This window comes from Salmonella enterica subsp. enterica serovar Typhimurium str. LT2 (assembly GCF_000006945.2).
GTDB classification, from domain to species: Bacteria; Pseudomonadota; Gammaproteobacteria; order Enterobacterales; family Enterobacteriaceae; genus Salmonella; species Salmonella enterica.
Genome location: NC_003197.2, coordinates 3941212 through 3965220 on the forward strand (window position 1 = coordinate 3941212; position 24009 = coordinate 3965220).

Annotated in this window: 17 protein-coding genes, 1 tRNA gene and 15 other annotated features; of the genes, 9 read left to right on the plus strand and 9 right to left on the minus strand. The window is 50.0% G+C overall.

The features are described 5' to 3' along the window. Nucleotides 1-36: 36 nt before the first annotated feature. Nucleotides 37-42: a ribosome-binding site (putative RBS for yicE; RegulonDB:STMS1H003718), on the plus strand. Beyond that, nucleotides 37-1444 (plus strand): putative NCS2 family purine/xanthine transport protein gene (gene yicE, locus STM3747; RefSeq protein ID NP_462647.1). Within the gene, nt 53-1444 belong to an annotated coding region; the region does not span the whole gene. (Overlaps the previous feature by 6 nt.) A 110-nt stretch (nt 1445-1554) precedes the next feature. Then, nucleotides 1555-1560 (plus strand) — a ribosome-binding site (putative RBS for yicH; RegulonDB:STMS1H003719). Beyond that, the gene (gene yicH / locus STM3748; RefSeq protein NP_462648.1) for a putative inner membrane protein occupies nt 1555-3274 on the plus strand. Within the gene, nt 1565-3274 belong to an annotated coding region; the region does not span the whole gene. (Overlaps the previous feature by 6 nt.) A 102-nt stretch (nt 3275-3376) precedes the next feature. Here yicH and yicI read toward each other — a convergent pair. Further along, nucleotides 3377-5707, minus strand: a protein-coding gene (gene yicI / locus STM3749) for a putative alpha-xylosidase (RefSeq protein ID NP_462649.1). Within the gene, nt 3377-5695 belong to an annotated coding region; the region does not span the whole gene. Next, nucleotides 5702-5707, minus strand: a ribosome-binding site (putative RBS for yicI; RegulonDB:STMS1H003720). Its footprint overlaps the gene before it by 6 nt. Continuing rightward, nucleotides 5707-7100 (minus strand): putative GPH family transport protein gene (gene yicJ / locus STM3750; RefSeq protein NP_462650.1). Within the gene, nt 5707-7089 belong to an annotated coding region; the region does not span the whole gene. Before yicJ ends, yicI begins: the two co-directional genes overlap by 1 nt. Further along, nucleotides 7095-7100: a ribosome-binding site (putative RBS for yicJ; RegulonDB:STMS1H003721), on the minus strand. Its footprint overlaps the gene before it by 6 nt. A 276-nt stretch (nt 7101-7376) precedes the next feature. Here yicJ and selC point away from each other — a divergent pair. After that, a tRNA-OTHER gene (gene selC / locus STM3751) sits at nt 7377-7467 on the plus strand. Between the two features lie 320 nt (nt 7468-7787). On the opposite strand, the gene STM3752 is transcribed toward selC, so the two are convergent. After that, the gene (locus STM3752) for a putative cytoplasmic protein (protein ID NP_462651.1) occupies nt 7788-8136 on the minus strand. Within the gene, nt 7788-8132 belong to an annotated coding region; the region does not span the whole gene. Then, nucleotides 8131-8136 (minus strand) — a ribosome-binding site (putative RBS for STM3752; RegulonDB:STMS1H003723). Its footprint overlaps the gene before it by 6 nt. A gap of 666 nt (nt 8137-8802) precedes the next feature. Beyond that, nucleotides 8803-8808, plus strand: a ribosome-binding site (putative RBS for sugR; RegulonDB:STMS1H003724). On the opposite strand from STM3752, the gene sugR reads away from it, so the two are divergent. The 5 genes from sugR to misL all read left to right on the plus strand — a co-directional run bounded on the left by sugR (nt 8803) and on the right by misL (nt 16429). Next, the gene (gene sugR, locus STM3753) for an ATP binding protein (protein NP_462652.1) occupies nt 8803-10000 on the plus strand. Within the gene, nt 8810-10000 belong to an annotated coding region; the region does not span the whole gene. Its footprint overlaps the feature before it by 6 nt. Continuing rightward, nucleotides 9997-10347, plus strand: coding sequence for a putative cytoplasmic protein (locus STM3754; RefSeq protein NP_462653.1), 351 nt, complete (start codon nt 9997-9999; stop codon nt 10345-10347). The genes sugR and STM3754 overlap by 4 nt, the downstream gene beginning before the upstream one ends. Before the next feature lie 180 nt (nt 10348-10527). Further along, nucleotides 10528-10533 (plus strand) — a ribosome-binding site (putative RBS for rhuM; RegulonDB:STMS1H003725). Next, the gene (gene rhuM, locus STM3755) for a putative cytoplasmic protein (protein ID NP_462654.1) occupies nt 10528-11571 on the plus strand. Within the gene, nt 10534-11571 belong to an annotated coding region; the region does not span the whole gene. It overlaps the preceding feature by 6 nt. Before the next feature lie 1283 nt (nt 11572-12854). Continuing rightward, nucleotides 12855-12860, plus strand: a ribosome-binding site (putative RBS for rmbA; RegulonDB:STMS1H003726). Beyond that, nucleotides 12855-13487 (plus strand): putative cytoplasmic protein gene (rmbA, locus tag STM3756; RefSeq protein ID NP_462655.1). Within the gene, nt 12870-13487 belong to an annotated coding region; the region does not span the whole gene. (Overlaps the previous feature by 6 nt.) Before the next feature lie 66 nt (nt 13488-13553). After that, nucleotides 13554-13559, plus strand: a ribosome-binding site (putative RBS for misL; RegulonDB:STMS1H003727). Continuing rightward, nucleotides 13554-16429 (plus strand): putative autotransported protein gene (misL, locus tag STM3757; protein ID NP_462656.1). Within the gene, nt 13562-16429 belong to an annotated coding region; the region does not span the whole gene. It overlaps the preceding feature by 6 nt. A gap of 94 nt (nt 16430-16523) precedes the next feature. On the opposite strand, the gene fidL is transcribed toward misL, so the two are convergent. The 3 genes from fidL to STM3760 all read right to left on the minus strand — a co-directional run bounded on the left by fidL (nt 16524) and on the right by STM3760 (nt 18022). Next, nucleotides 16524-16997 (minus strand): putative inner membrane protein gene (gene fidL / locus STM3758; protein ID NP_462657.1). Within the gene, nt 16524-16988 belong to an annotated coding region; the region does not span the whole gene. After that, nucleotides 16992-16997 (minus strand) — a ribosome-binding site (putative RBS for fidL; RegulonDB:STMS1H003728). It overlaps the preceding gene by 6 nt. A gap of 1 nt (nt 16998) precedes the next feature. After that, nucleotides 16999-17869, minus strand: a protein-coding gene (marT, locus tag STM3759; protein ID NP_462658.4) for a putative transcriptional regulatory protein. Within the gene, nt 16999-17856 belong to an annotated coding region; the region does not span the whole gene. Next, nucleotides 17864-17869, minus strand: a ribosome-binding site (putative RBS for marT; RegulonDB:STMS1H003729). Its footprint overlaps the gene before it by 6 nt. A gap of 39 nt (nt 17870-17908) precedes the next feature. Next, the gene (locus STM3760) at nt 17909-18022 is read right to left on the minus strand and encodes a putative cytoplasmic protein (protein ID NP_453069.1); all 114 of its coding nucleotides are present in this window, start codon (nt 18020-18022) and stop codon (nt 17909-17911) included. 605 nt (nt 18023-18627) lie between these two features. Then, nucleotides 18628-18633: a ribosome-binding site (putative RBS for slsA; RegulonDB:STMS1H003730), on the plus strand. Here STM3760 and slsA point away from each other — a divergent pair. Then, nucleotides 18628-19320, plus strand: a protein-coding gene (gene slsA, locus STM3761) for a putative inner membrane protein (protein NP_462660.1). Within the gene, nt 18640-19320 belong to an annotated coding region; the region does not span the whole gene. (Overlaps the previous feature by 6 nt.) A 228-nt stretch (nt 19321-19548) precedes the next feature. On the opposite strand, the gene cigR is transcribed toward slsA, so the two are convergent. The 3 genes from cigR to mgtC all read right to left on the minus strand — a co-directional run bounded on the left by cigR (nt 19549) and on the right by mgtC (nt 23992). Beyond that, nucleotides 19549-20033 (minus strand): putative inner membrane protein gene (gene cigR / locus STM3762; RefSeq protein NP_462661.1). Within the gene, nt 19549-20028 belong to an annotated coding region; the region does not span the whole gene. Then, nucleotides 20028-20033, minus strand: a ribosome-binding site (putative RBS for cigR; RegulonDB:STMS1H003731). (Overlaps the previous gene by 6 nt.) Nucleotides 20034-20342: 309 nt before the next feature. Next, the gene (gene mgtB, locus STM3763; RefSeq protein ID NP_462662.1) for an Mg2+ transport protein occupies nt 20343-23073 on the minus strand. Within the gene, nt 20343-23069 belong to an annotated coding region; the region does not span the whole gene. Beyond that, nucleotides 23068-23073: a ribosome-binding site (putative RBS for mgtB; RegulonDB:STMS1H003732), on the minus strand. Its footprint overlaps the gene before it by 6 nt. Before the next feature lie 215 nt (nt 23074-23288). Then, nucleotides 23289-23992, minus strand: a protein-coding gene (gene mgtC / locus STM3764; protein ID NP_462663.1) for an Mg2+ transport protein. Within the gene, nt 23289-23984 belong to an annotated coding region; the region does not span the whole gene. Then, nucleotides 23987-23992: a ribosome-binding site (putative RBS for mgtC; RegulonDB:STMS1H003733), on the minus strand. (Overlaps the previous gene by 6 nt.) Nucleotides 23993-24009 lie beyond the last annotated feature (17 nt).

Genomic DNA, 24009 nt, shown 5'->3' on the forward strand with positions numbered 1-24009 from the left:
TTACCATCTGGTCAGATAAAATCACCGCTTTTCCACCACGAGAATGTCCCTGATGTCCGTTAACGCCATCGAGCCGGCAGATGCGCAACCGGTTGCGCAGACGCAAAACAGCGAATTAATTTACCGTCTTGAAGATCGCCCGCCGCTCCCTCAAACCCTTTTTGCCGCTTGTCAGCATCTGCTGGCCATGTTTGTCGCGGTAATCACGCCAGCGCTGTTAATCTGCCAGGCGTTGGGTTTACCGGCGCAGGATACGCAGCACATTATCAGCATGTCGCTGTTCGCCTCCGGCGTAGCCTCTATTATTCAAATCAAAGCGTGGGGGCCGGTAGGATCGGGGCTGTTATCCATCCAGGGAACCAGTTTTAACTTTGTCGCCCCGCTGATTATGGGCGGTACCGCGCTGAAAACCGGCGGCGCGGACGTCCCGACGATGATGGCGGCGCTGTTCGGCACGCTGATGCTGGCAAGCTGCACCGAGATGGTGCTTTCTCGCATTCTACATCTGGCGCGCCGGATTATCACGCCGTTAGTCTCCGGCGTCGTGGTGATGATTATTGGCCTGTCGCTGATTCAGGTGGGGCTAACTTCCATCGGCGGCGGCTATGCCGCCATGAGCGACAACACCTTTGGCGCACCGAAAAACCTGTTACTGGCCGGCGTCGTCCTGGCCATTATCATCCTGCTGAATCGGCAGCGTAATCCCTACCTGCGCGTGGCTTCTTTGGTTATTGCCATGGCGGCAGGCTATCTTTTGGCCTGGTTTATGGGCATGTTGCCTGAGAATAACGCGCCGGTCTCACAGGACATCCTGATGGTGCCGACCCCGCTGTATTATGGTCTGGGCATTGACTGGAACCTGTTACTGCCGTTGATGCTGGTCTTTATGATTACGTCGCTGGAGACCATCGGCGACATCACCGCCACCTCTGATGTCTCCGAGCAGCCGGTATCCGGCCCCTTGTACATGAAACGGCTAAAGGGCGGCGTACTGGCTAACGGCCTGAACTCATTTGTTTCAGCGGTATTTAATACGTTCCCGAATTCCTGTTTCGGTCAGAACAACGGCGTCATTCAGTTGACCGGCGTCGCCAGTCGCTATGTGGGATTTGTCGTCGCGCTGATGCTGATTGTACTCGGCCTGTTCCCGGCGGTAAGCGGTTTTGTGCAGCATATCCCGGAACCGGTGCTCGGCGGCGCCACGTTGGTGATGTTCGGCACCATTGCCGCCTCCGGGGTGCGTATTGTCTCGCGTGAGCCACTGAACCGCCGCGCGATTCTGATTATCGCCCTGTCGCTGGCCGTGGGTCTTGGCGTCTCGCAACAGCCGCAGATCCTGCAGTTCGCGCCGGAATGGGTGAAAAATCTGCTCTCATCCGGAATTGCCGCTGGCGGCATCACGGCTATCGTGCTGAACCTGATTCTCCCGCCGGAAAAACCGTAAAAACCCTGCGGCGGCGACACGATTCGCCGCTGCTGTAACGCTCTTTCACCATTCCTGTCTTGAGGATTGCACGCAAATCGTGCATAAATCCCCTATGTGCATTTCACGGGATGGAAGACCATGAAATTGATTGGGAGGTTGCTTCTCTACGTGCTGATCGCCTGTTTAGTGGTGATTTTCGGCTTTTATTTTCTGCTGCAAACGCGCTGGGGCGCAGATCATGTCAGCAACTGGGTATCAGAGAACAGCGGTTATCACCTCACATTCGACGTGATGGATCATCGTTTTTCCGCCCCATCCCATCTTTTACTGGAGAATGTGACCTTTGGTCGTGATGGTCAGCCTGCTACCCTGGTCGCGAAAACCGTAGATATCGGTCTGAGCATTCGCCAGTTAACCGCGCCGCTGCATGTCGACACGATTCTGTTACAGGACGGCACGCTGAATATTTCAGTGCAAACCGCCCCTTTCCCGTTTGAGGCCGACCGCCTGCAACTTCGCAATATGGCGCTCAATAGCCCCGGTAGCGAATGGCGATTGAGCGCCCAGCGCGTTAACGGCGGCGTTATGCCCTGGCGCCCCGAGGCCGGTCGGGTATTGGGCAATAAAGCCCAGATCCAACTGAGCGCTGGTTCGCTGACGTTAAACGACGTTCCCGCCACGAATGTGCTTATTGAAGGCAGTATCGACCATAATCAGGTGATGTTAAACACCGTCGGCGCCGATATGGCGCGCGGAGCGTTAACCGGCGTCGCCCGGCGTAACGCTGATGGTAGTTGGGTCGTTGAAAATCTGCGGCTGAATGATATTCGGTTACAAAGCGATAAATCCCTGAGCGAGTTTTTCGCGCCGCTTACTACGGTTCCATCTTTGCAGATTAGTCGTCTTGAAGTGACGGACTCCAGCCTGCAAGGACCAGACTGGGCAGTCACCGATCTTGACCTGAGTTTGCGCAATCTGACTCTGCGCAAAGAAGACTGGCAAAGCCAGGAAGGTAAATTATCGATGAATGCCAGCGAGTTTATTTACGGCTCACTGCACTTGCTCGATCCAATCCTGAACGCCGAATTTTCACCACAGGGCGTTGCGCTACGCCAGTTCACTACCCGCTGGGAAGGCGGTATGGTCAGAACTTCCGGCGCCTGGTTACGCGAAGGCAAAGCGCTTATTCTGGACGATACCGCTATCGCCGGGCTGGAGTATACGCTGCCGGAAAACTGGAAGCAGTTATGGATGAAGCCGCTGCCCGACTGGTTGAACAGCCTGACGCTGAAAAAATTCAGCGCCAGCCGCAATCTGGTGATTGATATCGACCCGGCCTTCCCGTGGCAAATCACCGCTCTGGACGGCTACGGCGCAAACCTGGAGCTGGTACAACATCATCAATGGGGCGTCTGGAGCGGCAATGCGACCCTCAACGCCGCAGCGGCAACCTTTAACCGTGTGGACGTGCGCCGCCCGTCGCTGTCGTTGACGGCTAATGCCAGCACGGTCAACATCAGCGATCTGAGCGCGTTTACTGGAAAAGGGATACTGGAAGCCACTGCCAGCGTATCGCAACTGCCGCAGCGTCAGACGCAAATCAGCCTGAACGGACGCGGCGTACCAATGGATGTGCTACAGCAGTGGGGCTGGCCGGCATTACCGATTGCTGGCGATGGCAATATTCAGCTCACGGCCAGCGGCAATATTCAGGCCGATGCGCCGTTGAAACCGACGGTAAACGGGCAATTACACGCGGTCAACGCACAAAAGCAGCAGATAACACAGACGATGCAAGCGGGCGTGGTGTCCGGCGGGGAAGTTACGTCAACGGAGCCAACGCTGTAATTGAGGGCTTGCCCGGTGGCGATGGCGCTTACCGGGCTTACGGTTCTTGCTCATTTGTAGGCCGGATAAGCGCAGCTCACGGCGCCATCCGGCGATTCAGATTTAAAGCGTAATCACCACTTCATTTCCCTGCGGGGTGACCACTACGCCCAGTTCACTTCCCGCATATGAGCCGCATTTGGTACCGCTAATCTGCGTAATATTACGCAGACACAGCGTCCAGTTGCGCGCCTTGCCTTCGCCGCTCACCGTAATGGTATTGCCTGTGCGTTTCGCCTGCAGCGTAAAGATTGTCGAACCATCCGTAGCAGGGACTTCGCAGACCGCTTCGCAGCCGTCATCCAGATGGAATAACTGGAAGGCCGTACCCTCATGCCAGGCGTAATCGGGCTTCTGGCTATTGTTGCCCAGCGCCAGTAGTGTATTGTCACGCACGTACACTGGCAGACTCAGGAAGTCATGCTGCTGTTTATGCCAGCGGCTGCCCTGCACTTCATCGTTGCGCCACAGGTGCGTCCAGCGGCCTTCTGGCAGGTAGAACTCCACGTCGCCCGCTTCACTAAATACCGGCGCTACCATGACCGCATCTCCCAGCATGTACTGGCGATCAAGATAATCACACGCCGGATCGTCCGGGAACTCCAGCATCATCGCCCGCATCATTGGCGTACCGGCTTCGTTGGCACGCGCCGCTTCCCGATACAGATACGGCATCATCCGGCACTTCTGTTCAGTGAAGAAGCGCACCACGTCACAGGACTCGTCGTCATAGGCCCACGGAACCCGGTAGGATTTGCTACCGTGCAGGCGGCTGTGGCTGGAGAGCAAGCCGAATGCGCACCACCGCTTGTAGACATGCGCCGGCGCGGTATTCTCGAATCCGCCAATATCATGACTCCAGAAGCCAAACCCTGACAGGCCGATGGACAGCCCGCCGCGCAGGCTTTCCGCCATCGATTCGTAGTTGGCGTAGCAGTCGCCGCCCCAGTGCACCGGGAACTGTTGCGCGCCCACCGAGGCGGAACGGGCGAACAGCACCGCCTCTTCAACGCCGACGGTCTCTTTCAGCACGTTCCACACCAGTTCGTTGTAGATGTAGGCATAATGGTTGTGCATTTTCTGTGGATCTGAACCATCAAACCACTGCACATCCGTTGGAATGCGTTCGCCGAAGTCAGTTTTGAAGCAGTCCACTCCCATCTCCACCAGGCCCTTCAGCTTGTCGGCATACCATTCGCAGGCTTGCGGGTTGGTGAAGTCGTAAATCGCCAGTCCCGGCTGCCATTTATCCCACTGCCACAAGGAGCCGTCCGGGCGTTTTAGCAAATATCCTTTCTCTTTCAGCTCCTGGAAGACCGGGGATTTCTGGCCGATGTAGGGGTTAATCCACACGCAGACTTTCAGCCCTTTCGCTTTCAGGCGGCGAATCATCCCTTTCGGATCGGGGAAAGTCACCGGGTCCCATTCAAAATCGCACCACTGGAAGGCCTTCATCCAGAAACAGTCGAAGTGGAAGACGTGCAGCGGCAGATTGCGCTCGGCCATACCGTCGATAAAACTGTTAACGGTCGCTTCGTCGTAGTTGGTGGTGAATGAGGTGGTCAGCCACAGGCCAAACGACCAGGCGGGCGGCAGCGCCGGACGACCCGTAAATTGGGTATAGCGGTTCAGCACGTCTTTCGGGGTCGGGCCGTCGATGACGAAGTATTCCAGATACTCGCTCTCGACGCTGAACTGAACTTTGGAGACTTTCTCGGAGCCAATTTCAAACGACACGCACTGCGGATGATTCACCAGCACACCGTAGCCACGGTTGGTGATATAGAACGGGATATTCTTGTACGATTGCTCGGTGCTGGTGCCGCCGTCGCGGTTCCAGGTCTCCACCGTCTGACCGTTACGCACCAGCGCGGTAAAGCGCTCGCCAAGCCCGTAGACGGTGTCGCCCACGCCGAGATCCAGACGCTCGAACATGTAGTTGCGCCCGCTATTGGTGTCCTGCACATAGCCGTTATTTTTCAACTGACTACCGGTGATACGTACACCGTTACGCAGAAAATCCAGTGACCAGATCTCGCCTTTGGTGACGCGCACGCTCAGGCTGCCGCTCTTGAGTTCGGCAAATTCGGCGTTGTTCTGCATCTCCACGTTGATATCTTGCAAGACATTGAGCGGATAATGTGGGCCGTTATCCAAAGCGCCCTGGAAGTGTTCCATCCGTACACCTATCACTCCTTCCTGCGGCGAGAAAAAGCGTAGGGTAAACAACGGGGTATCCAGTTGCCAGGTTCGTTCGCGGACATCACGCGGCGCGGCATAGATCACCATCTCATTCCCGTGCTGTTCAACGTCGAACACCTGAACCGGGTGAATCAAATTAAGGCCAGGCTGGATCAGCCAGTTTCCGTCGCTAATTTTCATAGTCTGTTCCTTTAGTTCTGCAATTCTTTATGGGTAAATTCTTGTTCATTACGGTGTGCGCCCTGCGCCAGTTGTTCCAGAATGGTTTTCAGGAACGGGCTTTTCAGGGTGTAGTAGCGTTTAGCGATCGCGGCGCTCAGCAGATAACAGATGGCCGGGACGATAGTGAACAGAGCGATGATGATGCTGATCGTGGCGCTGTTTTGCGTTTTCGCCGCCGCGTCGTAACCGCCGCCTGCCAGCATCCAGCCAATCAGCGCCCCGCCGAGGGCAAGACCCAGTTTCAGCACGAACAACGTGCCGGCAAAACTGATCCCCGTCAGGCGTTTGCCGTTACACCATTCGCCATAGTCGACGGTGTCAGACATCATCACCCACTGGATAGGCGTGACTAACTGGTGCAATACGCCAATCACAAAGATAAAGACGAACATAGCGATCGTGGCGTGCATCGGTACGAAGAACATCGCCACGCTGATTACTGCGAGTAAAGCATTGGTCCACCAGAAAACGCTCACTTTGCATTTCCAGTCGGTCAACGGTTTTGCCAGCGCCGAGCCAATCAGGTTGCCGACGCAATAGGTGGTGAGGAAGGCGACAAACACGCCCGGTTTGCCCAATATCCAGGTGACGTAATACATCATCGCCCCGCCGCGCACGCATACCGCCAGAATATTCAGGATGGTGAGCAGGCCGACTATGCGCCACTGGTCGTTGTGCCAGATATCACGCAGGTCTTCACGCATGGAGGTATGGGTGGCAGGCGCTTCAACGCGCTCTTTGGTGGTAAAGAAGCAGAACGCCAGCATCAGGAACGCCACCACCGAGAGCGCCGCGATACCCCCCTGGAAGCCCAGCGCCTTATTCTCGCCGCCAATCAGTTTCACCAGAGGCATCATCAGTACGGTAGAAAGCATTCCGCCCGCCGTTGCCAGCACAAAGCGCCAGGATTGCAGGGAGATACGCTGCGTTGGGTCATTGGTTATTACACCCCCCAACGCGCAGTAAGGGATGTTGACCACAGTGTACAGAAGGGTGAGCAACGTGTAGGTGATGGCGGCATAAATCATTTTGCCGTTCAGACTGAGATCCGGCGTGCTATAAGCCAGCACACAAACGATACCAAACGGCAACGCGCCAAACAGCACCCAGGGTCGGAATTTGCCCCAGCGAGAGCGGGTGCGGTCGGCCAGCAGGCCCATACAAGGGTCGGAGATGGCATCAAGCGCACGCGCCAGTAAAAACATGGTGCCAACAAAACCAGCGGGAATGCCGAAAATATCGGTATAGAAGAACATCATATATAACATGACGTTATCAAAGATGATGTGGCTGGCGGCATCGCCCATACCATAGCCAATCTTCTCCTTAACGGAGAGAATTTCACTTTTCATTACGCATCCTTAACGCTCACAACGCTCACTAATACCGGTTACAGTTTTTGTAAACCTTCCCTGCGAGCGTGAATATTCCGTTATTTGGTTATCAAATTACGATTCTTGTTTTCTGTGATCAGGGTAGCGTCAAAAAGTGTGATGAAATGTAACTAATGGATTTTATGGGGGTTTATATGAAACCGATCATGGCAGAAGGAAAGGGAAGTTAAAAAAGCACGGGAGGGGATGTGGAAACGCCAGGAAGTAGCTATAATGCGCGCGCCTCCATGTAGCAATCGAGGCGCGGAAGATCGTCGTCTCCGGTGAGGCGGCTGGACTTCAAATCCAGTTGGGGCCGCCAGCGGTCCCGGGCAGGTTCGACTCCTGTGATCTTCCGCCAACATCCTTCTCTCATGCCCACCATTCGTCCTCTATTTCGGGACAAAGTATTTGCTTATTATTAAGACTAGTTCTTGCATATAATACGAAAGGAAAGGTGGATAGAGAAAGTGGAATATTATTTTATTAATCACCATTTACCGATTGCTAAAACCGAACGTCCATTTATTGTGGGATATCGTCTGCAAAGAAGGGATAAAAGTACGCCAGGACTAACGCGGGCGGGACTTAACTAATCACCAAACGAACTTGTGGGTCATACTTACAGGCTCATCCTTTCTCAAAAGAGATACGCTTACCAGGCCAAAATTATGAGATCAACGTATAGAGCCATCCGGATAAAGATACATGCCTCCCTCCAGATACACGGGTTCTCCTTCTTCTACCGCTAAATTATGATATAGCGATTGCATTTCATCATCTGCACTTTCTTCCGGTTGGTTTTCAACTCGATAATAGGTATCTACATCATAGTTCTGTTTACGGAGATCGTCGTCGCTGTATACGCCAAGCCGTTTTTTTAAGCCTGTTATATTAAATATCCATTTTAACCCATCTTTAATATAATAGGCATCACCATAAGCATTTTCATCGGGGCATTCTTTATAGCCCATCCGCAATGCAACATCACAGCCATGCTTACCAACATATTTATAACTCATATCCCCCCCAATATGTTGCTTCAATATCCCAGATAAAATTCATAACGAAAACCTATCCTGATAACCTATGCCACATGAAGGATACAATTTAAACTAAAGTACGCGTTATATTATCCCCTAAGTCCGTATCAAGTATGCGTATTCTGTAGTAGGTAGTAATATGTTCTAATTTATTAATGTGAGTTATATATGAAGAGATTATTTACAGCGATGATTATCGCTTTTATTACCGTCACGGCATCATCCAGTGCGCTTGCCTGCCCAAAGGGTCAACATCCACATGGGGGTACAGGCTCACATCATAAGGGTGGATGGTGTTCATACGAGCAGTAACGTCGCAGCTTACTCATCTACTTGAAGGCACTATAGCCTTACGTTTATCAACGCAGGCGCTACGTTTGTCGATGCCGTAACTTTCTGAAGAAAAAACATGAACGAGTTGGTATCGATCGCAAAGAATATGGTTACCAACAACAGTCACCTTGTCTCCAGGCTGTCGATATTCTACGGACACGACAGGAAAGGATTTTATTAATTCCTTAGAAAAACCATGTTAATCAACAGGATAAATAGTTAAAACGTGATAAAAGGCGTAACCTTTGCCCGCTTAAAGCGGGCAAGATTGCAGGCAAGAGATGTTATTATACTAAAACATAAAAACAGGTGAGGCTGGTGTAATGAGAATCGACAAACTTTCACTGCTTAACTTTCGTTGCTTCAGACAGCTCGATATTACTTTTGATGAGCACATTACGATTCTGGTTGCACCGAATGGCGCGGGCAAGACGACAGTGCTGGATGCGATACGCCTGGCGCTGTTTCCCTTTATTCGTGGTTTTGATGCCAGCCTCTACGTAAAAGATAAATCGCTGGCGATCCGTACAGAAGATGTACGTCTGGTTTTCCGCCCCGAAGCGCTGAACATGGAAATGTCGTCTCCGGCCATGATTACGGCTACCGGGGAATGGGAAAGTGGAAAAACGGCAACCTGGATGCTCGACAAGCGAGGAGAACAGCCGCCGCATGAAGATAAGACAGCGGCGCAGCTTACCCGTTGGGGTGAACAACTTCAGACGCTGGTGCGTGAAGAGCATAATTTGCAGCAGGTTGAGCTTCCCCTAATGCTTTATCTGGGGACTGCTCGCTTGTGGTATCAGGAACGTTATGAGGCACAGCCTACTGAACAGCGTCTGGATAACAGCGCCTTTTCACGTTTGTCTGGTTATGACGATTGCCTTTCTGCCACATCAAATTATAAGCAATTTGAACAATGGTATAGCTGGTTATGGCTTAGCTACCGTGAACATCAAATCACACAACTTGAATCACCTTCAGCAAAGTTAAAAGAAGGTGTTCGTGTTCAGCGGATGAAAGAAGCTATTCAAGCCATCCAGCAAGCCATTAACTGTCTGACGCAGGAAGTGACTGGCTGGCACGATCTGGAATACAGCTCCAGCCATAACCAGCAATTGGTGATGAACCATCCACAGCACGGTAAGATTCCCTTATCCCAGCTCAGCGACGGCCTGCGTAATGCGGTTGCGATGGTAGCGGATATCGCGTTTCGCTGTGTCAAACTCAACCCCCATTTACGCGATGAAGCCGCCTTAAAAACACAGGGGATTGTGCTGATCGATGAAGTCGATATGTTCCTGCACCCAGCCTGGCAGCAGCAAATTATCCAGTCTTTGCGCAGCGCATTTCCACTAATCCAGTTTATTGTCACTACCCATAGCCCGCAGGTTATCAGCACGGTAAAACGTGAGTCTGTTCGCCTACTTGAACAGGACGAGAAAGGTAATGGTCTGGCGTCAATACCAGCGGGGCGACCTACGGCGAGCCAAGTAATGATGTACTGCACAGCGTGATGGGCGTCGATCCGCAACCTCCGGTTAAGGAACAGGATGTTTTCGAACGTGGGATTATCAATGTATTTAAGGGGTTAAGCCAGGAGTACAAAACCAATAATCCTTGTTATTTCGGCAAGAAGATTATCGTCAACAATCTGGTGAAGCATGACCGATGGGGCTACAGCCTGAACTGGGGCTGGCGACGCGACCAGCTCGCCGATCTGGAACGAATACTCTACCTGCTGGATAGTAAAACCATTCCTGACAACCGGCATGATGTCTCTATCCGGTTTATGGACTTCGTGCGCGATAATCCGCGTGAGCAGGTCTTTGAAGACGATATGTTCACCATCCGCTACTTTTAGAAGGGCAGCGGACATATCACATTTAAGCGTCTGGATCTGGTGGAGAATATGAATGATATCGTGGCGAAGCATTATCCGGGGGCGCTGCCCGCAAAATAAACGCTATCTGCGTAATAAGCTTCACCAGGAATTTCTGGCATACTAGGCAGATTACGGCATTGCGAGTCAGATATAAGCGGAGGCGGCATGGCAGACAAATACTTAACCCAATCCCCGGCAGGCGAATTTGTTATGTTTGCCAGCGATGACGGTGAAGTTCGTGTGGAGTGCCGCTTTGAGCAAGAGACGCTATGGCTCCCTCAGGCAACCATCGCCAACCTTTATCAGATCACTCCCCAGGCAGTTACACAGCACATTAAAGCGATCTATGAAGAAGGCGAACTTGAGCAAAACGCAACCTGTAAGTCTTACTTACAAGTTCAACAGGAAGGTAGCCGTCAGGTAAGCCGCAACAGGCTTCACTACAGCCTGCCTGTCATCCTTGCTGTCGGCTACCGCGTTCGTTCCCCGCGCGGCACACAGTTCCGCCAGTGGGCAACCCAGACGCTCCAGAAATACCTGATCAAAGGTTTTGTGATGGACGATGAGCGCCTGAAAAATCCGCCCGTGGGTTCATCGGCTGTACCCGACTATTTTGATGAGATGCTGGAGCGTATCCGCGATATTCGCGCCAGCGAACGTCGGGTTTATTTGCGGGTACGAGAGATCTTTGCGTTAGCCGCCGACTATCAACCATCGCTCAAAGAAACCACGCAATTTTTTCAAACCATCCAGAACAAGTTGCATTTTGCCTGTACCGGACATACCGCTGCTGAACTCATTCATCAGCGTGCTGACGCCAGCCAGCCGCATATGGGGCTGACCAGCTATAAAGGTGAAGAGGTACGTAAGGATGACGTGACGGTGGCAAAAAATTATCTCACTCAGGATGAAGTCAGCGAGCTTAACCGCGTAGTTAACATGTGGCTGGATTTTGCCGAGGATCAGGCCCGTCGTCGTCAGCAGATCTTTTTACGCGACTGGCAGGATAAGCTGGATCAGTTCCTGCAATTTAACGACCGTGAGGTTTTACAAGGCGCAGGTAAAGTCACTAAGAAAATGGCCGATGAAAAAGCGCAGGCGGAATATAGTCAGTTTGCTGAACAACAACGGCGCTTAAAAGAAGCCGAAGGTGAGAAGGATATCGCCGGTTTGCTACAATGGGAAACAGAACCTAAAAAGTAGCTCAGAATGCCCCGAACCCCACAAGCAAAATCATTTGGGGGCACAATAGTGGGCACCAGTAAAAATCCAACAAGATAAAAATCAATAAATTCAACAGACCAAGATATCAAATTAGACTCCTGTGATTGCATGATACCGTCGTGAATATGGCGGTTTTATCCAGGCGTAAAGACTGTGGGTAGTAATATCAAGACGTGTTGCGACGCTGGAAACAGAATGGCCGCGCTCAATAACCTGTTTTACCGCTTTAATTATAAACTCTTCGGGATAACGTTTACCGCTCATGGGCTCCTCTCTTTAAGCTATCTTAAATGACTCTGCGGTGTCTGTTAAACCTGTGGCGATTCATTTAATTTTTTGTACGTATCCCACATAATCGTGCTATTCACATTTAGAGATCACGTCATCGATCTGCTAACGAAGGAATCTCTATGTGTAAATCCCGTCTCACTGAGCATCAGAACATCGCCGTAATTAAGTTGGCCGAAGCCGGATGAATGGTTAAAGATATCTGCCCTGAGGCGGATATTTGTGAAGTGACTGACTATATCTATGGACATTGGGTTTCACCACATCCTGTTTCTCACTAATGTGCTCCGGGAAAGAGTTTTCATCAGATGAGCGATTGAAAAGAGAAGCCAGAAGCTGAAGTTGCTTCGACCAATAAGTCTGTCACTTGCTCAGACTGTCACGATCAGAATTAAGTCAGACCAACTTATTGGCAAGGTATAACTCCCGGCATTAAGTTACAAAATTTTCTCATGGCATTAGCATTACACCTCCTTAAAGTTTACATGCGTCTCTATAAAAGAGTCTTAAATTTGTATATAAGAAGTTGATGAGAGCACAAATTTCACCATTAAGTCATTGAATAACAATGCAATAAAAGAAAAAATCTTAAATTAGGTTTTAATAATAAGAATTCATTACAGGTTGACAGGAATTACTTTTATATTTCATCACATCACCCCGATAGTGACGAAGGCAGCAGACAGATGGTATTGAGAACCGTTATTTATCACCCTCATGATTTAGCAAATAGTGCTGTTTTAAGATTTTTTATGATATTGGAGATACTGTATAAAAATCTCAATGAGTGAAATACGAATCCGAAATGATGTATTACGACTGTCGGATCTGTCATGGTTCCTTAAAGCTGTATTTTAGGTCTTTCCAGGAGTTTATGACACTGACAATATTTCGCGACTTTTGACAGTCGTAGTACTTTATATTATCTGGATTGACACATTTATTTACCAATGAAATATTAATAGAAACATCGACAGGAGTCGTTCAGGATGATGAGAAAGCCTTCACAAATTGTCCATTGCATTAGTTGCGATTTATCCTGTCAATTATTTCCTGACAGCGCAGTACGGGTGCAATACTGTCATAATGCGGCATTTTCCATCTGGCCAGATGGTAATGCTTTCCTGAAAAAAGGGTTTATTGAAAAGTTATTGCTTGATAGACACAATCATTTATCCAGCGGTTTTATCTTTGTTGATTTTTCTTTCCCGAATCTTCGACGATTTACCGATTTGCAATGGGCTGACAGTCTGGCAGACAGTGGCATGCATATTGTCCTGATTTCTGACAGAAGTTTAACTCCGCTGGCCAATTACTGGATTTTGAAAAGCAATAAAATACAAGGGATTATTTATTCCGATGACGATGATATTGTGCAACAGCAAAAGATGCACCGCTTGTTTACCGGTCGGCTCGCCAACAGTAAACGTGGACGAACGCTTAACTATACGGAATTTATATTACTGAAGCGCTTTGTATCAGGAATAAGTATTCAGCAGATTGTAAATATTGACAATATTGATATTAAGAAACTTTATGTGCATAAGCTGCGGCTTGAAAATAAGCTAGGGCATAGCATTCATAAAATAATATCAAATATTTTATAGATCCGTTTCCATTTTTATTATTTCCATATTATTGCGATGTGGAAGACGCTTTACGCCATAATGCAGGAGGCAGAATGCCAACTCCCCAAAATTACTCATTCATCGCCATAGCGGTATCAGCAGCATTAGCCTCTATGGTATTTCCCTCCCAGGCGGCCTGGGTTGACGTTGATAGTCTGCCATCCAGTGGGCTGGTCAGTCAGTTGCCGCCGGAATTACAGGCTATTATTCCCGCTCAGGCCAGTACCGGTTTCACCAAAGTCGGGACCATGCCCAACTACGTTTATCAGTGGAACACCGGCACCATCCCGGTTTATGGCAATGGCCTCACGCTTAATGGGCCGGGCGCGGAGGCGTTTGAACACACTGTCACGGTTATTCAAAACAGCGGGACGGGAAGTCCGGGCGTGATTTTTGGCAACGACCTGACCATTCGGACGCAGTCGGCGAATGCCGCGAATAATGGTAGAGACGTCGATGGCATCCGTACTCACGGCGCGAATACTCCGGATAACCCGGTATTTATTATTACCGGTGACCGTACCCGCATCTACGTGGATGGTCAGGATGGTGACGGTATTAACGCCGGATATAACTCACTGGGCCAGGGTTGGACCGGATCGGCCAATATTTACGTCGGCGACGATCTGTATATCAAAACGACCGGTAGCCAGGGACGTGGCATTACAGCCAACGCCATGCGGGATGCGTCACGTGCCAAAAATACGATTGTCGTCGGCAATCGTGCGCATATTGTTACTACCGGCGACAGTTCGGAGGGGCTGCGTACCGGACAAAGCGGTTCGTTGATTCGTCTGGGTGACGATGCAACTATCGAAACATCCGGCGCATCCTCAACGGGGATTTACGCAGCATCCTCCTCCAGAACCGAGCTTGGCAACAACGCTACTATTACGGTGAACGGTGCCAGCGCACACGCGGTATATGCAACTAACGCTACCGTTAATTTGGGAGAGAATGCCACTATTAGCGTTAACAGCGCCAGTAAGGCTGCATCCTATAGTAAAGCCCCTGCCGGTTTATACGCCCTCTCCCGAGGCGCCATTAATCTGGCAGGCGGTGCGGCTATTACTATGGCGGGCGATAACAGTAGCGAAAGTTACGCCATCAGCACGGAGACTGGCGGCATTGTTGACGGTTCTTCAGGAGGTCGTTTCGTCATCGACGGTGATATTCGTGCTGCTGGCGCCACCGCTGCCAGCGGTACGCTACCGCAGCAGAACAGTACGATTAAGCTCAATATGACGGACAACTCGCGATGGGACGGGGCGTCGTACATCACCAGCGCTACGGCGGGCACAGGCGTTATCTCTGTACAAATGAGCGATGCGACCTGGAATATGACCAGCAGCTCAACGCTCACTGACCTGACGCTGAATAGTGGCGCAACCATTAACTTCAGCCATGAAGATGGCGAACCATGGCAAACGCTCACCATCAATGAAGATTATGTAGGCAACGGCGGTAAGCTGGTCTTTAATACTGTGCTCAACGATGATGATTCCGAAACGGACAGGCTGCAGGTTCTCGGCAATACTTCAGGCAACACATTTGTTGCAGTAAATAATATTGGAGGAGCCGGGGCGCAAACCATTGAAGGTATTGAAATTGTTAACGTTGCTGGCAATTCCAACGGTACTTTCGAAAAAGCAAGCCGTATTGTTGCCGGAGCCTATGACTACAACGTGGTGCAGAAAGGTAAAAACTGGTATCTGACCAGCTACATTGAGCCGGACGAACCGATTATTCCTGATCCAGTAGACCCTGTTATCCCTGACCCTGTCGTTCCCGATCCGGTGGACCCTGATCCAGTAGACCCGGTTATCCCTGACCCTGTGATTCCCGATCCGGTGGACCCTGATCCAGTAGACCCTGAGCCAGTAGACCCGGTCATCCCTGATCCGACAATTCCTGACATAGGGCAATCTGACACACCGCCGATAACAGAACATCAGTTCCGTCCGGAAGTGGGCAGCTATCTTGCCAACAACTATGCGGCAAATACGCTGTTCATGACGCGTCTCCATGACCGTCTGGGTGAAACCCAGTACACCGACATGCTGACGGGTGAGAAGAAGGTCACCAGCCTGTGGATGCGTAACGTCGGCGCCCATACTCGCTTCAACGATGGCAGCGGGCAGCTAAAAACCCGCATCAACAGCTATGTGTTACAACTGGGAGGCGATCTGGCACAGTGGAGCACTGACGGTCTTGACCGTTGGCATATTGGTGCAATGGCAGGTTATGCCAACAGCCAGAACCGCACGCTGTCGTCCGTGAGTGACTATCATTCCCGTGGTCAAGTCACCGGTTACAGCGTCGGCCTTTACGGCACCTGGTATGCTAACAATATCGATCGGTCTGGGGCTTATGTGGATACCTGGATGCTGTACAACTGGTTTGATAACAAGGTCATGGGTCAGGATCAGGCCGCTGAGAAATATAAATCCAAAGGAATTACCGCCTCGGTTGAAGCCGGTTACAGCTTCAGGTTAGGTGAAAGCGCGCATCAAAGCTACTGGTTGCAGCCCAAAGCGCAGGTGGTATGGATGGGCGTGCAGGCTGACGACAATCGCGAAGCCAATGGTACCCTCGTCAAGGATGATACCGCCGGTAATCTGCTAACCCGCATGGGCGTAAAAGCCTATATTAACGGCCACAATGCTATTGATAACGATAAATCTCGAGAGTTCCAGCCATTCGTGGAAGCGAACTGGATCCATAATACGCAGCCTGCCAGCGTGAAGATGGACGATGTCAGCAGCGATATGCGTGGTACGAAGAATATTGGAGAACTGAAAGTGGGTATTGAAGGACAAGTTACCCCGCGCCTGAACGTATGGGGTAACGTGGCGCAACAGGTGGGTGACACAGGTTATAGTGATACCCAAGGAATGCTGGGGATGAAATACAGTTTCTGATTCAGGTAACAACAGAGCCGCTGATCTTCAGCGGCTTTTACCCGGAAACGCTTTCATTTGGCTGATAGGTTTCATGAACGGCTCCCAAAAAAGCTTAATGCGTACAGAAAAATATCGGGCGTTTCCCGATGGTGAACATAAAGCCACGATGGCCCTGAGTCAGGATGGTGTAACTGATACTTTTCCCTGGATAGACATAAAAATCGGGTAAAACCGTCTCGATAACCGCATCGGACAGTGTTTCGTCACGCGTGACTTTGTTGATATCCGTCGATATAAAATGGGTGCTGTCTTTATTTTCACTCCATACATAGGAAACATCACGGCGGATCACGCCGCTCATTTTATTATCGACGTAATATGTTCCGCTGATGGAAACCACCCCAGTGCGTTTTTTCAGCGAATACATAAAATCCAGCGTCAGGTTAGCCTGAGTGTTGTTATAAAACACAATCACAGGCGCCGTACATTTCTCTGGATCCCGGTTCTTTTCCGTATACAAATGAAAAAGATGTCCAAGCCCTACACCCAGACACAGTAGCGTCAGGCAGGCTAACATCAGTGCCTTTTTACCCATGTGTCACCCCGCGGAAAAAAAGCGTCACGCAGCCTGTATCACCGCGCGTTTTATAAGGTTGCTGACAAATCAATGCCGTAACCGCTGGGGTGCGACTGCTGGAAGGGAAATAGACCCATGGGTATTTCTGACAATCCATACCGGTTTTTAGAATCATTGACTTATAGCTTGCAAAGCGGCTGCCGCTTTCGATATCTTCATTCCGCGAGAAAAAATGACAGCCCTGAGTTGTTTCAACCAGCGTGTAGCGATCGTAAAAATCCTTATCGGGAACGGTTTGCCAGCTTATAGTGCCAAGCAAAATACCGACAGCAAATGTCCCGGTCATCCAAAGTACAGGTACATAATGTTTAAACCAACGCCCTGACATACGCGGTGGCGTCTCACCCTTTTTTTCTATTGCCTGAGCGAAGTCTTTGCGGATGGTCATGAGGCTCACACCTGGCTCAATCTGAAAGCCTCTACGCGGAACCGTGATTATCAGCGTATCTTCATTTTCGCCAACGGTACGTAATCCGCGGCGAATAATGGAGATATTCTGATAAAGCGTATTTGCCGACACCACCATGCCGTCTTCTTCCCACACTTTTTGAAAGAATGTTTGTTGTGAGACGACGGAGGGGGCGTTTTCCAGCAGAAGGCGCAAGCAGCGGCTGGCGGGCGTTGTCAGAATAATGTTGAGATCTGGCCTCGATAATGAAGCCAGGCGATTCATTTCTGGATTAAATTCAATATTATCGTTAATTATCCATAACATCGCATTGTTACCATGCCAAAACATAACGTAGTTGGAGAGGGTTAATAGACACCACTGAGTATAGTCTGATGCTGTGGCTGCGTAGCAGGACATGGATTGTCCCCTGCACATACCGATCATATAGAAGAGCGAGAGGCATAAGACATTAACAGGTAAGCGTAGACACCGCTTTTCTCATTATAGCAGACTCAGGGGTGAAAGTACGTTTGGTTTTCTTGTTCGTTAAGTCTCCTGTTTTGTATTGAGGTGAGAATATCACCTTTAATCAAGTGGCCAAATTTACTGTGCCACTACGCTTTAATATCTTATATATAAATCATGAGAAAAAATATCCTGATAATCTACCCCACATGAAAGACAAGGTTTTATTCAATGTGTTCCTATAATGGCTTGTAATATCCCAAAAAGCAGCACTCGTTATATAGGGATAGTTTCCAATTTATTAAGAGTTACAGTAGCCATACTTAATAAAAGCACGCTTCCCACTTAATATTTAAGCTGTGCTTTATGTTATTTAAATATAAATAAGTTAATCCTTAACCAACATATTTCAAATTTATACCAAATAATTTTAAAACTATCTATCAGAAACAATTTGTAGGGGCATAGTTTGTTTTTTCAATCAATAATCCTCTCTGACATGTAAAATAGAAACATTTATTCATAATATGAATATTGTTGTGATAACAAATTCGCGTGAAAGTAAATCGACTGAAGGTGATGCCGATGAATATTCCTTCAGAAAGAACTCAACAGGTTAATCCAGAATCGGCAACGGATTACTGTCATCAGCTTAAAAACGGAAATCGCCCCGGCGATTAATGACTTTAACACTGATAGTGACTATCAGTGAAAGGCAACAACAAGGAATGAATTATGTCTACACCCGCGAATTTTAACGGTCAACGCCCTGCCATTGATGCTAACGACGCAGTAATGCTGCTGATTGATCACCAAAGTGGCCTGTTTCAGACCGTCGGCGACATGCCGATGCCGGAATTACGCGCGCGCGCCGCGGCGCTGGCTAAGATCGCCACCTTATGCAATATGCCGGTCATTACTACCGCATCCGTACCACAGGGACCGAATGGTCCGCTGATTCCGGAAATCCATGCGAATGCGCCCCACGCGCAATATGTCGCGCGTAAAGGGGAAATTAATGCCTGGGATAATGCCGATTTTGTACAAGCGGTAAAAGCGACAGGCCGTAAAACGCTGATCATCGCTGGCACTATTACCAGTGTCTGTATGGCTTTTCCAGCCATCAGCGCCGTCGCGGAAGGGTACAAGGTATTTGCGGTAATTGATGCCTCCGGTACGTACAGTAAAATGGCACAGGAAATTACGATGGCCCGCGTGGTGCAGGCGGGCGTAGTACCAATGGATACCGCGGCGGTAGCCTCTGAGCTGCAACGTACCTGGAATCGGGAAGATGCCGCAGAATGGGCGGATGTATATACCAAAATATTCCCGGCTTATCAGCTACTGATTGAAAGTTATACCAAAGCGCAGGAAGTAGTAAAAAATAATGAACTGCTGGATTCTCAACGCGCATAAATAACGCCCTGAAGAGGCTAAATAGCCCCATTTAATGGGGCTATTTTACTTGCCATTTTGGACCTGGGCAGTGCTCGCCAAAACGCGTTAGCGTTTTGAACGCCGCTTGCGGCGGCCCGAAGGGCGAGCGTAGCGAGTCAAACCTCACGTACTACGTGTACGCTCCGGTTTTTGCGCGCTGTCCGTGTCCAAACTGGCTGCGCCAATAACGCCTGGTGGGATAGGCTCTTAATCAAATACGCCATTAATAATCGCCGTGACCACCGCGGTACTGAGCGCGATCAGCACCAGATTATCCCCAACGATTTTCCACTCATAGCCCGGATAATAAGGTAATTGTCCCAGCATAGACGCCGGCACCGTTTTTTTAGCGATTCCCGGCGGTAGCGGTTTTCCTCTCGCCAGATTTTTCGCAATCCCCGGAGGTAAAGACTGATAACCCGTCAGCCCTAAATTCACTGCCAGTTGCCTGGCGACAGCATAGCTAATGTCCGACTCGACGTGATCCGGTTTACCGCCATTTTTACGGTGTTCCGTTTTTTGCCCGGCATTTCCTTTATGTCCGTTACCGTTATTACCCTGATTAGCCGCGTTATTACCATGTCCGCCGCCATTACCATTTCCCGGATTCGCCAGCACAGGCGTAGCGCTCAGGGAAAACGTAATCAACGTCGCCAGGACGGCGGTTAAACCACGACGATTATTCATGATATTGCCCTTCTGATGTGGGATACCATGAAAATAGCGCCCCGCCATAAAAAGAACAACTACATCGATTCTTATTTTAAGCGGGGCTCGCCAACAGCAGCTTATCGTATCCAGATAGTCAGTAAAATCAGGATGATTGCTATCAGGACAACCTGATAAAAAATTTTGTCCAACCCTCTTTTTTGCATGGCGTCACCTCGTTAGAAAACGATTTGCCAGAGGGCTAAACACAACACCAACAGGCTAATCAGTAAAAATATCAGCGCGATGATTTTATCGGGTGAGCGATTCATCTGGGCGATCCTCAAACATTATTAAAACCACTGGCCAAAGCGTTTGATATAAAAGCGCTTCATGCCTTGCGCCACCAGACAGTAGCTCAATAATGTCGCCACCAACCACGGGAAGTAGCTCAGCGGCAGCGGCTCCAGTCCAACCATCGCGCCCAGAGGTGAGAATGGAATATAAATGCCTATCGCCATAATCAAGCCGGTCGTCAATAATACCGGCAACGTCGCCCGACTTTGGATAAACGGTATTTTCTGCGTCCTTAGCATATGCACAACCAGTGTCTGCGAGAGCAGACCCTCAATAAACCAGCCGGACTGAAAGAGCGCCTGCGCCTCTACGTTATTAGCCGCAAAGACGTACCACATCAGCGCAAAGGTTGTGATATCGAAAATAGAAGACGTTGGGCCAATCCATAGCATAAAACGACCAATATTTTTCGCGTCCCATTTCCGCGGCTTACGCAGGAACTCTTTATCCATTTTGTCCCACGGCAACGACAACTGCGAAATGTCGTACATCAAATTCTGGATCAACAGATGAATCGCCAGCATCGGCAGAAACGGAATAAACGCGCTGGCTACCAGTACCGAAAAAACATTGCCGAAATTAGAGCTGGCGGTCATATTCAGATATTTAATGATATTGCCAAAGGTTTCCCGCCCTTTGATAACGCCTTCCTCAAGCACCATGAGATCTTTTTCCAGCAGAATAATATCTGATGACTCTTTAGCAATATCGGCGGCGCTATCGACGGAAATCCCCACATCCGCATCACGAAGCGCGGGCGCGTCGTTGATCCCATCCCCAAGAAAACCAACGGTATGACCATTTTTCTGTAGCGCTTGCAAAATACGCGTTTTTTGTAACGGCGTCAGCCGGGCGAATACTGCGCGTTTCTCCACCTCAGACGCCAGTTCGGCATCTGACATCGCCTCAACCTGGGTTCCGGTCAGGATATCGTGCGTATCAATACCCACTTCCAGACAGATACGCGCCGTCACAACCGGATTATCGCCGGTGAGGACTTTGACCGCCACGCCGTTATCCCGCAACGCGGCAATAGCTTTTCCGGCGCTTTCTTTCGGCGGATCGAGAAAAGTGAGCATCCCTTCGATGGTAAGTTCGGTCTCATCCTCCACACTTAATGTCGGATTGTTCCCGGAACCATCCAGCTTACGTGTCGCTATCAGCAATACACGGAATCCCTGCGCATTGTAATCTTCGGTTTTCGCCAGCAGTAGCTCGCGGCGTGTTTCCGTCAGCGCCACCACACGATCGCCTTCGCGAAGATGGGTGGCTACCATCATCATCTCTTCAACGGCGCCTTTGCAGATCAGGCATCTGTCTCCATGCTGCGCATCCTCCACCAGGACCGATACCCGGCGACGTACAAAGTCGAATGGCAGTTCATCGCGTTTAATGAAGCGCGCTTTTGTCGATGGTGCGATTCGACCCTCGCCAAAACGCAGTATGGCGCGATCCATCACATTCCGGGCGCCGCTCTGGCTGCTACTATTCAGCCAGGCCAGCATCAATACCCGGCTGCTTTTTACACCGCTCACATCCAGATGATGCTCCAGAAAAATATTGTCCTGGGTTAAGGTGCCGGTTTTATCTGTACACAGCACATCCATCGCGCCGAAGTTTTGAATAGCGTTCAGGCGCTTGACGATCACTTTGCGCCGCGACATCGCAATCGCGCCTTTTGCCAGGTTGGAACTGACAATCATGGGCAACATTTCCGGCGTCAACCCCACCGCAACTGCCAGCGCGAACAGCGAAGCCTCTACCCAGTCTCCCTTACTGAACCCATTGATCAGCAGGACAACCGGCACCATGATCAGCATAAAGCGTATCAACAGCCAGCTCACGCTGTTGACTCCGCGATCGAAAGCCGTCTGGGTACGCGTACCCACAATGGATTTCGCCAGCGAGCCGAACCAGGTACGGCTTCCCGTCGCAACCACGACCGCTTGCGCTCTGCCGCTGGTTACATTGGTTCCCATCAGACAGATATTGCCCAAATCTAGCAGGCTTTTATCTTTATCAGGCAATTGCTCGCTGTCTTTACCTGCCACATCAGCCATAACATCGTATTTTTCTACGGGTAATGATTCACCACTAAGAATTGACTGACTGATAAAGAGATCGCGCGACGCCAGCAGTCGAACGTCGGCGGGCACCAGATCGCCTGCGGCCAGAAAAACCACATCGCCCGGCACCAGTTCTTCAATGGGAATCTCTTCCTGCACCGCGCCTATATTGCCCGGCCCACGACGCAACACCGTGGCGGTGGTGCGAACCATCTTTTTCAGCGCCTGTGCTGCTCTGTTAGTGCGAAACTCCTGCCAGAAACGCAATAACCCGCTCAAACTGACCATCGTCAGAATAATCAGCACACCAGTGAGATCGGTCTCTTCGCCACGGCGTAACGGGAGCCAGTAATCCGTGATGAAACTAACCCCTGCCAATGCCATCAGAACGTAAATAAACGGGTTATTGAATGCCTGCAGAAGCTGAATCAGCGCCGGAGGAACTTGCTCATGCGCCACTTCATTGCGCCCATACACTTTCAACCGTTCGCTGGCCTCTTCTATCGTGAGGCCCTGACGATGGCTGTTCAGCCGCGCCAGTGTCTCCTCCGGGCTATGAAAAGCTTCCGCTTCGATCGGAAATACTTTTTTATGCTGCTTATCATTTTCTGACGCCGGGCGATTGAGTTTCCGGTTTTCAATGTTCATGTCAGTCATGATGAATCCCCAAAATTAAGGTGTAGTGTTTCCTGCATATCACGCCCGGGGAATAGTAAACTCACGATTAGAAGGTGAATGCCCCGGGAGAATTATCTATGCATAAAAAAGGTTATTGCTTACTCACTATTTTGAGTGGGTTTTATTTTATCGACTCGGGAATATCCATCATTCCCTCCTTATACGCCTGGCGTAATGTTGCAATTGAATAAAAAACTATTATTGACTATCAATGCTCCAGTGAATTGCGGTGATATTATCGTTATCACCTATTCTGGATATAATCAGCTCTCGCGTTTTACGATAATCAGCATGACCCACGAGCTCGGCACGAATTTCTTTATAGCCCTGTTCCTGAGCGGGGACCGAACCTAACCCTTGTAAACAGATCGCGGCCTCTTTTACGATATTCAGTAACCACTGACGAACCGCGCTCTCATCTTCTTTATTACAGGTTACTTTCAGGATATAACGTTTTTCTCCCTCAGCGGATATTGGGAGTTGATTTATACGCTGCGCCGCTTCACGCAATAAAATATTGGCGCAAAGAATAATGATCGTCGCCGCCAGCGCATTTTTGAACTGCCCTAAGCCGCATAACACGCCGATGCCCGCCGAACACCATAGCGTTGCCGCAGTGTTCAGCCCGCGCACATTCATCCCTTCGCGCATGATGACGCCCGCCCCCAGAAAGCCAATCCCAGAGACAATCTGCGCCGCAATTCGCCCGGGGCTGTCTGGCGATGTCGTCATGGAGCTCAGAATAAAAACGGCGGCGCCTGTCGCCACCAGCGCATTAGTGCGTAATCCCGCCATACGTTGACGCCATTGTCTTTCCGCGCCAATCAGCGCGCCCAACAGCATAGCGGCCAGTAAATTTAAAATATAAGGAAACATTAACATACGTTCCTCCATTTTTTCTGGAAGAATAAGTACGTGC

Excerpts from the sequence above, each read along its gene's own strand:
- STM3752 (NP_462651.1), bottom strand. The coding sequence starts at position 8,132 with ATGAGTTATAAATATGTTGGTAAGCATGGCTGTGATGTTGCATTGCGG.
- yicH (NP_462648.1), top strand. The coding sequence starts at position 1,565 with ATGAAATTGATTGGGAGGTTGCTTCTCTACGTGCTGATCGCCTGTTTA.
- misL (NP_462656.1), top strand. The coding sequence starts at position 13,562 with ATGCCAACTCCCCAAAATTACTCATTCATCGCCATAGCGGTATCAGCA.
- rhuM (NP_462654.1), top strand. The coding sequence starts at position 10,534 with ATGGCAGACAAATACTTAACCCAATCCCCGGCAGGCGAATTTGTTATG.
- rmbA (NP_462655.1), top strand. The coding sequence starts at position 12,870 with ATGATGAGAAAGCCTTCACAAATTGTCCATTGCATTAGTTGCGATTTA.
- cigR (NP_462661.1), bottom strand. The coding sequence starts at position 20,028 with ATGAATAATCGTCGTGGTTTAACCGCCGTCCTGGCGACGTTGATTACG.
- yicJ (NP_462650.1), bottom strand. The coding sequence starts at position 7,089 with ATGAAAAGTGAAATTCTCTCCGTTAAGGAGAAGATTGGCTATGGTATG.
- mgtB (NP_462662.1), bottom strand. The coding sequence starts at position 23,069 with ATGACTGACATGAACATTGAAAACCGGAAACTCAATCGCCCGGCGTCA.
- slsA (NP_462660.1), top strand. The coding sequence starts at position 18,640 with ATGTCTACACCCGCGAATTTTAACGGTCAACGCCCTGCCATTGATGCT.
- fidL (NP_462657.1), bottom strand. The coding sequence starts at position 16,988 with ATGTTAGCCTGCCTGACGCTACTGTGTCTGGGTGTAGGGCTTGGACAT.
- sugR (NP_462652.1), top strand. The coding sequence starts at position 8,810 with ATGAGAATCGACAAACTTTCACTGCTTAACTTTCGTTGCTTCAGACAG.
- mgtC (NP_462663.1), bottom strand. The coding sequence starts at position 23,984 with ATGGAGGAACGTATGTTAATGTTTCCTTATATTTTAAATTTACTGGCC.
- yicE (NP_462647.1), top strand. The coding sequence starts at position 53 with ATGTCCGTTAACGCCATCGAGCCGGCAGATGCGCAACCGGTTGCGCAG.
- yicI (NP_462649.1), bottom strand. The coding sequence starts at position 5,695 with ATGAAAATTAGCGACGGAAACTGGCTGATCCAGCCTGGCCTTAATTTG.
- marT (NP_462658.4), bottom strand. The coding sequence starts at position 17,856 with ATGTCCTGCTACGCAGCCACAGCATCAGACTATACTCAGTGGTGTCTA.